Source organism: Paenibacillus sp. MY03 (assembly GCF_002165585.1).
GTDB lineage: Bacteria > Bacillota > Bacilli > Paenibacillales > Paenibacillaceae > Pristimantibacillus > Pristimantibacillus agaridevorans.
On record NZ_MXQD01000018.1, the window covers coordinates 14,923 to 27,143 of the forward strand.

12 protein-coding genes are annotated in these 12,221 nt (G+C 38.6%); 2 read left to right on the top strand and 10 right to left on the bottom strand.

Annotation, left to right across the window (positions count from 1 at the left end):
- The 10 genes from B1748_RS17370 to B1748_RS17425 form a co-directional block, all read right to left on the bottom strand.
- Positions 1-822 carry a carbohydrate ABC transporter permease gene (locus B1748_RS17370; protein WP_087569206.1) on the bottom strand — a complete coding sequence of 274 codons (822 nt, stop codon included), beginning with the start codon at positions 820-822 and terminating at the stop codon, positions 1-3.
- Positions 823-840: 18 nt separating this feature from the next.
- On the bottom strand, positions 841-1,722 hold the full coding sequence (locus B1748_RS17375; RefSeq protein WP_087569207.1) for a carbohydrate ABC transporter permease: 882 nt from the start codon (positions 1,720-1,722) through the stop codon (positions 841-843).
- Positions 1,723-1,785: 63 nt separating this feature from the next.
- On the bottom strand, positions 1,786-3,144 hold the full coding sequence (locus B1748_RS17380) for an ABC transporter substrate-binding protein (protein WP_179215643.1): 1,359 nt from the start codon (positions 3,142-3,144) through the stop codon (positions 1,786-1,788).
- 252 nt (positions 3,145-3,396) lie between these two features.
- Positions 3,397-4,464, bottom strand: a complete 1,068-nt coding sequence (locus tag B1748_RS17385; protein WP_179215644.1) for a substrate-binding domain-containing protein — start codon at positions 4,462-4,464, stop codon at positions 3,397-3,399.
- A 1,624-nt stretch (positions 4,465-6,088) separates the two neighbouring features.
- Entirely contained in the window at positions 6,089-6,640 is a 552-nt protein-coding gene (locus B1748_RS37820; protein WP_306299331.1) for an acetamidase/formamidase family protein, read from the bottom strand.
- Between the two features lie 464 nt (positions 6,641-7,104).
- Positions 7,105-7,422, bottom strand: coding sequence for a hypothetical protein (locus B1748_RS17410; RefSeq protein WP_087569211.1), 318 nt, complete (start codon positions 7,420-7,422; stop codon positions 7,105-7,107).
- Positions 7,423-7,639: 217 nt separating this feature from the next.
- Entirely contained in the window at positions 7,640-8,197 is a 558-nt protein-coding gene (locus B1748_RS17415; protein ID WP_087569212.1) for a hypothetical protein, read from the bottom strand.
- An 802-nt stretch (positions 8,198-8,999) separates the two neighbouring features.
- Complete coding sequence (locus tag B1748_RS17420) at positions 9,000-9,482, bottom strand: HEPN domain-containing protein (RefSeq protein ID WP_373271282.1); 483 nt, start codon at positions 9,480-9,482, stop codon at positions 9,000-9,002.
- Entirely contained in the window at positions 9,473-9,832 is a 360-nt protein-coding gene (locus B1748_RS36455) for a hypothetical protein (RefSeq protein WP_143810319.1), read from the bottom strand. Before B1748_RS36455 ends, B1748_RS17420 begins: the two co-directional genes overlap by 10 nt.
- 260 nt (positions 9,833-10,092) lie before the next feature.
- Positions 10,093-10,614 carry a DUF6886 family protein gene (locus tag B1748_RS17425; protein ID WP_087569214.1) on the bottom strand — a complete coding sequence of 174 codons (522 nt, stop codon included), beginning with the start codon at positions 10,612-10,614 and terminating at the stop codon, positions 10,093-10,095.
- Between the two features lie 261 nt (positions 10,615-10,875).
- Here B1748_RS17425 and B1748_RS17430 point away from each other — a divergent pair, with 261 nt between their 5' ends.
- Together B1748_RS17430 and B1748_RS36870 are read left to right on the top strand one after the other, a co-directional pair.
- On the top strand, positions 10,876-11,604 hold the full coding sequence (locus tag B1748_RS17430) for a hypothetical protein (protein ID WP_087569215.1): 729 nt from the start codon (positions 10,876-10,878) through the stop codon (positions 11,602-11,604).
- Positions 11,605-11,619: 15 nt separating this feature from the next.
- Positions 11,620-11,760 (top strand): hypothetical protein, encoded by a 141-nt coding sequence (locus B1748_RS36870; protein WP_179215646.1) that lies wholly within the window; start codon positions 11,620-11,622, stop codon positions 11,758-11,760.
- Positions 11,761-12,221 lie beyond the last annotated feature (461 nt).

Genomic DNA, 12,221 nt, shown 5'->3' on the forward strand with positions numbered 1-12,221 from the left:
TTACATTTTTAGACCACCTGTAACCAATCCATTAACAAAATGCTTTTGTAAAAAACTGTACACAATAATAATCGGTACCGCTGTAATACTGCCAATCGTCATGACTTCTCCCAGATTGACATCATACTCGTTGGCAAGCGTAGCAACCACAACGGGAAGAGTGCGCATCTCATCGGTATTGGTTACCAATAGTGGCCACATAAAATCGTCCCAGGTAGCAAGAAATTGTAAAATACCAAGCGTAATCAACGCGGGTTTCGCGAGTGGCAAAATAATTTTTGTATAGATGTCGAACTGCGATGCCCCGTCAATGAACGCCGAGTGGTTCAGGTCCATCGGGATGCCCATGAAAAACTGACGAAAGAAAAATACATTATAAGGACTCACCATAGCAGGCACAATGAGTGCATAATACGTATTAATCCAGTTTAATTGATCGATGATCATGATCTTCGGAATTAATACAAGTGACCCGGGGATCAGCAACGTAGCACTAATCACCACGAACAACACTTTTCTTCCCGGAAAATCAATTTTCGCAAGCCCGTAAGCTACCATGGAAGAAAACAGCAACGAGCAGCACGTCACGACTGAGGAAACAAAGAAGCTATTAAAAGCATTTCTCCAGATTTCAGTCGAAGACGATAATTTAATAAAATGCTCGAGGGTTAATCGACTTGGCAGCAAGCGTAGCTCGACAATTTCAATGGTCGGCTTGAATGCATTGGTTAGCATCCATGCAAAGGGAACTAGAAAAAATAGAGCCAGAATGAATAACAAGACATATATAACAATGTTCCATGTGAACAACCGGGTTGTCATTTAACATACATTCCCCTTCTAATAATGAGATTCGGAGTTAAACACCTTACGTACAATGAACGTTGTAGTCATCACAAGCAGCCCAATAATAATACCGATGGCCGCCGCCATTCCGATGCGCCCCTGCGAGAAGACAGTAAACAAGTAAAAGGTGATCGTCAGCGTCGACTTGTCCGGACCGCCTTGTGTCATTACAAAGACTTGTTCAAATACATTCCACGCGCCTACGCTAATCATAAATACCATGAAGAAAAGCACAGGCGAGATCATGGGAATTGTAATGCGCAAAAACTTTTGAACCCCGTTGGCTCCATCAATAGTTGCCGAATCATACACTTCCTCCGAAACCGACGTCAGGGCGGACATAATAATAATAGTCCAGTAAGGCGCCAGCTTTAAGGCATCCACAATAGCAACCGTTGGCATGGCGAATCTGCTCTGCAGCAGGCGAAGCTCGCCCAGGTCGAACATCCACAGCAATTGGTTCAACAAACCGTCGTAACTCAAAATACCTTTCCACATTGTGGAATAGACAACTGCTGCCGTAACGATTGGGAGGAAAAAAATTGTTTTCCATAGCGATTCAAGGCGCAGCTTGCGATTCAGTAGAAAGGCGAGCAGCAATGCCAGAAAAGTAAGCACAGGAACCTGAATCACAACATACAAAGCCGTGTTTTTAATCGTCAATAATAAGTCGCTGGAAGGATCAGAGAATAAATACTTGTAGTTATACAGTGTTAATGTTGTATCCTGATACATCACACGACTATTCTGAAGAGATAACATAATGGCATAAATGATAGGTAGTAATCCAAATACTGAAAATAAGACCACCCACGGAGAAACGAAAATATAACCGGACCAGTTTTTTGATAATCGTTTAAGAAATGTTTGTTTCATTTTTCTCTCCCCAACTTGGACAAGAGGAGATTACTCCAACCTCCTCTTGTCTTCGTGAAATCATTATTTTCCGTATAAAGCCTCTTGGGAAGCGATATCTTCTTTAACCAGCGCTTCCAGACTCGTTACCGCAGCTTTAACCGCATCTTCTGGCGAAGCATTTCCTGCCAAAACAGTGTCAAGCGCCGGCGACAAAGTATTATTAATGATAGAGTAATAATAAGGATCCCTTGCATAAAATTCTGTGTTTTCAAGACTTGTAAAAATCCCTGCTGTTCGACGAGCCTGAAAATCCGGATGATCATAAACCGTCTTTACCACAGGCATTTCTCCAAGCAGATTGAATCCTAACATTTGCCCTTCTTCGCTCAACAAAAACTTAATGACTTCCCAAGCCTCCTCAGGGTGCTTAGTGTGCTTAGACATCATCACCGTTCGACCGCCTACAGGCATATAATTGACTGTCGCTTTCCCTAAACCAAGCGTCGGCATAGGAAACACATCCCATTCGTCAACGACCCTGCTTTTATTGGGATCATTTAAGATCAATTCCATGTGGGGCCCATTGGCCATCATCGCCGTCGTACCCGTCGGGAAAATATCTTGCGTTCGTTCAGGCGGAGCAACCTTATGATTCAACACCAGGTCACTTACCAGTTCAATCGCCTTGGCGTAAGCGGGAATATCAACAGTAACCTCTTTGCCATCTTTAGATATAAAACCGTCCGTTGGTGAACCGGTAATTGACCAATACAAAGGATAACCATAATTAAAGTTGAAGCCTCCACCTATTCCCGAAGTAGGCACTTCAATGCCATACTGATCAATTCTTCCATCGCCGTCAGTATCCTTGGTGAGTTTCTTGGCAACCTCGACCAACTCATCCCATGTCTTCGGAATATCAGCTTCTGTCAACCCCGCTTCTGCCCACAAACGAGTATTGTAGTACATCGCAACAGAATTAGCTCCGTTGAAAATGAGATTGTGAACTTCTCCTTCTTCAATGCGCCCGGATTCGATAAGATTCTGATCCACATCCTTGGTTACGCTTTCAAAATCTTCGAATGTGCTCAGTGGCTGCGTAAGTCCAATGCTGGAATAAGCCGAACCCTGCGTAGGATTGGAATTAAAGAGGTCCGGCAAGGTTCCCGCAGCTGCAGCACTGATAATCGGATCTCCTCCGCCTGTAACCGTCGGGAATCCAGTAATTTTCAATCGAATATTAGGAAACACCTCAGACACACGCTTTTCCACTTGCTGCTGGTACTCAGGCTGAGCATAGCCCCAATACGTAATGGTAACAATCTCGTCTTTATTTACGACACCTGCATTCCCCTTGTTTTGATTATTGCTGCATGCACTAACCAACAATGCGATACTAACGAAAGCAGCAAACAGAATCACAGTATTCCTTTTGATCACTTCATCATTTCCTTTCCTAATAATTTTTACTTTTCAATGAGTAAATCCACTTCCTGATTAATCTCGACAAACATTATCCCCTTCTCTGCCCATTGTTCCAAACATCTTCTCATTGTCGATGAAACTTTCCTATCCATCGATAGATGCACTTTCGACAACTCAAGATGCAATGTTAATTAAATCTCCTTACATTGAACTCACCTCCCCAAGTGGTATGTGGACCGTCCAGTCATGGCAAAAAAAGAGTCATGGTTAGGATAATGTAGACTCTCTAATTTTTAATGTTACGGGTAAAACATGTTCTTTTGTAACCGCAAGTCCGTTCATTGTATTGGTTAACAATTCAACCGCCAGCTTCGCAAGTCTTTTTTTCGGGAAATCGACTGACGTCAATTGCTTATACAATATCTTGCATAGGTTAGAATTGTCATGTCCCACAATCCCAATCTGTTCCGGAATCGAGTAACCTTCTTCTATAAGTATGCTCATAATCTTTAAAGCGATAAAATCATTGTATACTACGATCCCGTCAATCTGTTGTACCCGCAGCAGTTGCGAGAAGCTCCCCCGAAACTGAATATCGCCAAAAAATAAATGAGTACCGATAATATCCGGATTGTTAAGAACAGCTTGTTGAAAACCTTGCAGTCTCATACTATCAATATAGTTTTTCTGATCGTCCCCAACATAAAGCAATTTTTTCTTTCCAGTTTCATACAAATGTTTCACGCCAAGGAAACTTCCTTGAGTGGGATGAAACACCACATGAGGAAAAGCGCTCATACTTTCATGTATTCGATTGACCATAACAACGCCGATCCCGGAATTCAGCATTGTATTGTATAGGTCAATATTTGGATTTTCCAGAACAGGGACTGTGATAACACCTTGGCAATTATTGAGTTGCAGTATACTTTCCAGGATTTCTGCTTCTCTTTTATCTGAACCGCCATGGATTTTTAATATAACCTGAATGTTCAATTCAAAAGTTGCTCTATCAATCTCTTCAATAATCTCAGCGTAGTAGTAATCTTCAGTATTTGGAAGTATTAGAGCAATATGAATCACTTGTGCTTGCAATGCCTGGATGTGCTCTTTCGGGGCGATAAATACGCCGATCCCTCTATACCTTTTCAGATAGCCAACTGCAACAAGATCCGAAATAGCTTTGTTAATACTCGATCTTCCTACACCTATTGCTTCAGCCATCTTTCTTTCAGCCTCTAACTTTATTTCCTTGTTGTATTCTGCTTTGATAAGAATTTGTTCCAACAGGTAGGCCTTTACTTTTTCATATACTAATGAATTGTCTATTTTCATAATATTACTCCTATTCATCACCAAAACGTGGACCGTCCACCTACCAATGATGATATCAAAGCAAAACTAATTTGTCAAAGTGAATTGATGATTAAATTAAAACATGTCCAAGACGAATCGCCTAGGCTCAGTTAAAGTCTGTTCACTAGACTGAAGCGACTGATCGTGAGTACCTTCTTCATTTCCTCAGCTCATAGTGGCACAGGTAAAGCAAATCGTTTTCTCTCCTTAACAGTTGCGCGATGTCGTTTCTACACTCTCGCCCCTTCTCTCGACTTCATGAATCGATTATATAATCAGTCAATAACGCAATTTGATGCTTGTGCCCGAAACGGCTGATCTCGTGATCAGCCGTTTACCTTCTTGTCACCGCTCTCCTGGTTTCGTTGTCATCAAGTTATACAATTTGGTGTGTGTTGGGAAATTATCAATAAACGGAACAAGAGAGCTTCCGATCTTCAACAGTCCGTTCCCAGCATCTACGTTCGTCACGTAAGAAAGCTGCAGATCCTAGATGTTTAACAACTCCGCAAGCTCCTTGCGATCGCTGCACCCGCTTCCCCGCCAATATCTCCTGCCGGACCGAGGGCGTCAGCCCGATGCGTGAATATGGTGTTATACGCTGGTTCGTTCATCTTCGAATTCTCCCCAGCATTGCTTGTTATTAAATTGAGTTGTACAATTATTCTACATATTTTATTTGGTGTTCATTCTTGAAGTGGGTTAATGTTCGTAATCAGTTTCCCAATTGTTGGGTCCTTGTTGAAGCAATATCTGCCCATTCCGCTAATAACAAAAGATCCATCGATGAACTTTCTGTTATCTCTGATTATCATAATCCAAAAGAAGCTTGGTCTACTTATAAATCACTTCATTTCTCAAATCCTTCAAGAGAACTCTACGTATTCTATACAGGAAATGAGAATATTGAGGTTATTGAACAACCATTCACAGGTATTCGAGGTCTTCAATGAAAATTAATTTAATCAATGGTCTTCCTATTATCTCTCTTTCCCTTACTTACAATCATAAATCAATAGTCTTAGATCATGTCCTTCTTGATACCGGTTGTTCAACTAGGATTAGATCCAGACTTTATCAATGGTATATCAGTTCGTATGTATGGAGTTGGGGGTAAAAGCGAATTGTGTTGTCAGCAATTCGTCAATGGTCTACACATTAATCACATCTTACTCGATCAATTTACTATTCAATTAGGATTGACAAAAGAACCCTATGGATTCGATGCAATTTTAGGTGTTGATATTCTTTCATCTTTCGGTTTAAAAATAGATTTTGAGAACTTAATTGTTTTATAATTTTAACGAACATGCGTATAACGTTTCGTATATTCACGACGCCCGGCGAATGCCGGGTGTGTCCACAGCAACCACTTCTCTGAAGCCGCTTCTGGGACCGAAGGGAGAATGCCCGATGCGTGAATATGGTGTTATAAGATGTTGGCGTCCTCTTCGAGTTACTTAAGAATCCCATGAGGCAAGCATGCATGAACTCCTTTAACCCCGTTGACGATTTGAGTAATTCGCAGGTCTACTACTGAACTTCCTAATTCAATAGCTTCTACTCGATTTAATCCATATAATTCTCCCATCAAATTGAGCATTCAATCAAGAGCTTGAACTGTTGCTTCGTTTAAGTCTTCATGGAACCCAAATGTGATCCATCCTGCTGGGGTATTCGCTCTTGGATTTGACAAACTAATATTTTCGATTAAATTAATTGTAATATCAACTAATTCCATAGGGCATTCAATGGCTTGACAGCTCACCTCACCATCGCCTTGCAGGGCATGGCCATCACCCATCGCAAGGTATCCACCGTCAACAGATATTGGTAAGTACAACTTACTGCCTTTTACTAACTCCCTACAGTCTATGTTACCTCCACAATAACGCGGAGGCCAGGTAGAATGAATTCTTCCTGACCCTGGCGGCATTCCGATTACACCCATGAACGGATTTAAAGATACTGAAAATATTCTCCCATTTATATCACAATTTCCAACCATTGATTTGTTATCAAGTTCCCAGTCCAAAGTTATTTCCTGGTATTCAGTTAAGTGTAACTTTTGGTTTTGCCAATTAGGGTATTGTCCAGCAGCTGTAAAACCATAATGACCAAGAATGATGTCGTTAAATTCTATCTCCAGTGTCATTCCTTGCTTTGCATTTTCAATTTAAATGGGTGCAATTAATGCATGACCCCCGTCTATCTTGTCTCTTCTTAAAAAAGGTTTCCTTCGATCAGAATTACTCGTTCCCATTCCCCAGCCAGCATCCAGCGATTCGAAACGGATTGAATCTCCTGAAGTAACTTTAATAATGGGAGGCACTTCATTAGTAAATGAGCCAATTAGATTTTCTTAAACTAATTCAATCTTATGTACTGCCATGAGATCGCCTCCAATGTTTTTAACTTTACGCCAATTTCTTATAACGTTTCGTATATTCATGACGTCCGACAAAGTCGGATGTGTCCGGCTGATCATGCCTCCACTGCCAATATCTTCTGACCGGACCAAGAGGCGAATGCCCCGAAGCGTGAATATAGTGTTATAGGATGTCAGCGCCTTCTTCGAATTTCATTCGTTATATAGTTTTTATATATATTCCTTTTAATTCAATCATCTAATCCAGCTACCATTGCGGCACTAACAATCCATATGGCAATTGCAGGTATGTAATATATAACAGCTATACTTGTATCAACGTTATTTTCAATTTTAGTAAAGAACAATATATTATAAGAAATGAATAAAAGAAATGATATAAAACCTTTTAGGTAGGAACCTCCATATATAAGAAATCCTACTCCAGGAATTAACAAATTCGAAATGATACTTATACGTTTTTTAAAAGACAAATGATCTCGCTTTAAATCGTCAACTTCTTTGTATAAGTCTGATTTAATTTGTTTTATTAGCTCCTCGCTTTCCACTACAAGTCACCTCCTATTTTTAGCATTTAACATCCTTGGGTATAACGAATGTAGCTTTAATATATCTTAGGGTTTAATGCATTTATGATTTGCGCTGATTTCCTATAACGTTTCGTATATTCACGACGTCCGACGTAGTCGGATGTGTCCGCAGCAACTGCTTCCCTGAAGCCGCTTCTGGGACCGAGGGCAAATGCCAGATGCGGGAATATGGGTGTTATGTGATGCCTGTGCCTTCCCTGATTCGCTCCAAAATTCCTACAATTTCCAATCCTTTAATTTCTTTAATATCAATATTATAAATCTCTTTTATTCTTTCTTGTTTTTCCAAAAGTGAATCATCAGTCCAGCAAAAATCATACATCGAAGATTCATCGGAGATAAACATTCCATTGTAATCCATCTCAAAGATATCTTTAAAGAATTGAACCGCCTCTATATCAAAGTTGTCTATTCTGGAAACACTTGCAAACTTAATTTGCACTTTTGTTCCTGGTCTTGGTAGTTCATGACCTTCTGATTTATAAACATCAAATTTCTCTTTAAGTTTTATATACGCCTCTTTTTTTGAATGTCCATCACCATTCATCCAATACCAATTAATGATCCTAGCTTCCCAAGGAAACATAGTTAGATTCGTATCAGAAAGATCTAGCATTTCTTGCTGCCTATACTCAATGGGGTAATTGTTAAGAGTCCACTTTGTTTTAAATTGTGAAAGAACTAATCTGTATATCCTCTTAATTGGCCTTGATAATGTAGCAAATCCATTCATTAAGTTGATCTCCTTTAAATATCTGCACAGATTTCACATAACGTTTCGTATATTCACGACGTCCGACGAAGTCGGATGTGTCCGGCTGATTCCACTTCCTTGTCAATACCTTCTGCCGGACCGAGGGCCAAATGGCCCGACGTGTGAATATGGTGTTAGCTGAAGTTATCCCTTCTCCGAATTGCTGTCATATTCTTGTGTATATTGTTCATACCAGTTTGTAATTTGTTCACTAAACTTATATTGCCGTTCAATAAATTTGTCTTTATATTCTTCTGCTATTGAATTTATGCCCATTCCAAAATGATCATCAAGCTCATGAATAATAAAATCATATATCTCATTGCTCTTCTTTCCTTGCAATAGTAAGTCAATTAATTGTACTGAAATACAATCGTATTAATCTTCCGGGGCCCCACCGTCTATTAAACCAATAGGATCCCACTGATTAACAATTAATTCGACAAAAGGATACATGTCTTTATATTTGGCTTTTAGTTTTTTTACTTTTGCATTAGATGGATGTTTCCACATAAATACTCACCTTGTTTTGTTATGTATTTGGATAATTTCACTAACGTTTCATATATTCACGACGCTCGACGAAGTCGAGTGTGTCCACAGCAACCACTTCCTCGAAGCCGCTTCTGGGACCGAGGGCCGAATGGCCCGATGCGTGAATATGGTGTTAGGTGATGTTAATTGTGTTTTTCGCATCAAAAATCTCTACTAGGTTCAAAATTATAATAAGATCCAAATCTATCATAAATTCTATCTACTGCAATTTCAAAATCTTTAATGATTACTTTAAGTTTTTTGTCATTAAACTTACATCCATACCTCCTTCATGAACAAATGTATTTCTTAGATCAACAATTTCTTCAATGGAGTCAAAAAGAGAAATTTTTCTATTTGAAATTGGCTTGTTTAATACAGTGAATATGTCTAATTTTTCATCAAGCTTTTTAAAATTCTCTGCAACTATTCGTGGTCTTTGGAATGAAAATTTTTCAACTAGAGCCTCTTCAACCGAGACATTTCCAGCAGAGAAATCTTTTAGATTGTTTACTGAGAATCGTGCTTCTTTAAAAAGTTTGTCCCTATTATCTGTATATTTCAATATCACAATAAATGATTTCTTCAAGTAATCTTCCCAAGTTGCTACCAAGTAAGGTATCAATAAGTTATTAGAAATAAATCTTGGGTTTAAGTCATCTATAAATGAAATACCAGTATATTCTTCCCTTGAAATATCACCTTTTAAATTTCTTGAATCTAAATATATTTAGGTTTGATAAGCGCATTATTATAAACCCATCTAGCTATAAAGAGTCCCGCTTCCAATTCAGTAGGGACATTTTCATCGATTATAAAATAACGATTTTTGCCTTCATCTGTTGAGAAACTACCTTTGAAATAATCTTTTACATATTTAATAGTTTTATTTTGATGTTCTAAATCCCAATAACTTCTTCCGGCTCTAGTTCTGGTATAAACTAGAATATTACTATTGTCTTTATAAATGTCGAGTTCTACTCCGACATACGATCTATAATTTTTATGTTCATACCAAAAATAACTTGCCAGTATGCCTTGACTTTTGAATTGATTTCTTTGCTTTGTATAACCTAACAAGTCTATTAAATTTATTAATTTATTATATGCCGTACCTACCTTCAGGAAGGATATTTTCTGAAGTAAAACTCATCTTTGAATCATGCTCCTTTGATTAAAAATAAAACCAAGCAATTAATTTACCTAACGTTTCGTATATTCACGACGCTCGACGAAGTCGAGTGTGTCCACAGCAACCGCTTCTTTGAAGCCGCTTCTGGGACCGAGGGCGTAGCCCGATGCGGGAATATGGTGTTATACGCTGTTGCTTCTTCTTCGAATTACCTAATCGTTCTTATTGCATTATCAAATTTATGTATTCCAAAGTCCTTTATTGTAGATTTCAATAGTTCATTTCTTAAAGTGTTTAGTTCAGGTGTGAAACGCACTTCAATATTCATTTCCATTAGTCTTTCAATTCCATTATTAACCGGTGTCATGCATTTAGGTTTAACTTCTTCGTAAGAAATATAGTAGCCCGCTGTTTCATCGAATATTGAACATGAGTCGTTCGGCAATTCATATCTAAATAGTGTTGTATTCATTATTGAATTGTACCAGTTAGTTTCTACGGTTATGACAATATTAGCCTTCGTCGTACCAAAGAATCTAATAAAATCTTGTTCATTTATATTGTCATGTTTGGTATACACGATTCGTGGACAGCTTCGTGGGAAGAAAAAAGTAAATTGATGTTCCTCATCAATAGCCCAAACAACTGGAGGCATATTTTTTCTATTATCTTTAACTCTCGGCTTGAAGATTGATATGTCATCTTCTTCGCTAAAATGGTATAGCGTCATAGAGTTCCCCCATTCATATTGATCTTAGCAATTGCGTATAACGTTTCGTATATTCACGACGCCCGGCGAATGCCGGGTGTGTCCACAGCAACTACTCCTCTGAAGCCGCTTCTGGGACCGAGGGCGAATGCCCGATGCGTGAATATGGTGTTATCTGAAGGACTAGGCTTCTTGAAACCGCTTAAGAATATTCTTCCATTTTACTTCGAAATATTGTAAAATGTCGAATTGTACGAGAATATAGCAAAGAGGAGACAAACAATGCTCACCAAAGTTATTAGGATCTTGTTTATTAGTACAATACCTGCTGTTATGGCATTTATCAGTAGAGAAAATGGTTTAATAGACTCGTGGCATAATAAAAAAATAATCACTTTCGATCCAACCAACCTCAAAATGACATTAATACTTATTAGCATTCTGATTCCTTCTGTATTTTTCACAATTTACGCAGAATACAACAAAAGTAAATTGGATAAAGTCGTAAAAAGAAGAATTAAACTCCTTCAATACATAACTACTGTATTGCGATTTGCTTTAGATGATAAATTGAAGAATGTTAACGCAAGTACTTTAAACGTTCGAATATGGACTCAACAACAAAATGTTTGGAGAACAAAAGCTTATTTCAATATTAAAAACATCGAGGGTCTAAGCATTGTTGGAAATACTGATGGTTTGAAATTGCAAGTTAAGCCTAAAATTCAAGGAGTTATTGGCCAATGTTATGCAAAGAAAGATGTTGTACTCGATGAAGATCTTTCCTCAACGGACTACAAACTGACACAATCACAAAAGAATAAAATCAATGGTACTCAATTTTGTTTAGCTGTACCATTATTCGATAATAATGATAAGGTGACCTCCATCGTGTCCTTCGATTCGAACTTCAAAATTTCTGTGCCAAAAAATCAAGAAAGTGATATAATAAACTTGACAAAGACTTATTGCCAAACTTTATATGAGTCTTGTCCAGACTTGTTTAAGTAAAGGAGTGGTTACTGTATGTTAAAAGTACTTAGTAAGCGAAAAGAAAATAAAAATCAAGAACTTGAAAAAAACATTGTTCTCATGGGTAGTGCTCTTTCAAAAAATGCTTCTGAGCTTTTGAGAGTAACTACTAACTTAAACAAAAAAAAGAAGTAATCTTATTCCCCGTCGGTTCGACGGGTTTTATTTTTTTCTAGTCTTTCAGATAACGTTTTTGTGTTCACGAATCCGAAAGGTTTAAGCTGCCGATCAATCAAGCGCAGCGATTGATGCTTGCCGGGTGGCTCCGCCACTTAGCCTTGCAGGGTTGTCCGGCTGACTACGCTTCCTGGCTTCTTAACTTCTGCCGGACCGAGGAGCGAAAGCGACGATGCATGAACACGTTGTTATATGTAGTCCTTGTCCTCTGTGATTAGCCCACAAAATGCTTTAACTTCTACTTCCACGAGAGACCTCCGAAACAAAGTCATTTACCATCTGCTTCCTCGAGCAACCTAAAAAAAAGAAGTCATTCAACAACCGCTCCTCCGAGTTTCTTACAAAAACAAGTCCTTTAACAACTACTCCTCGTGCTTCCTACAAAAAGTCTTTAAACAACTACTTCCTCGAATTGCCCA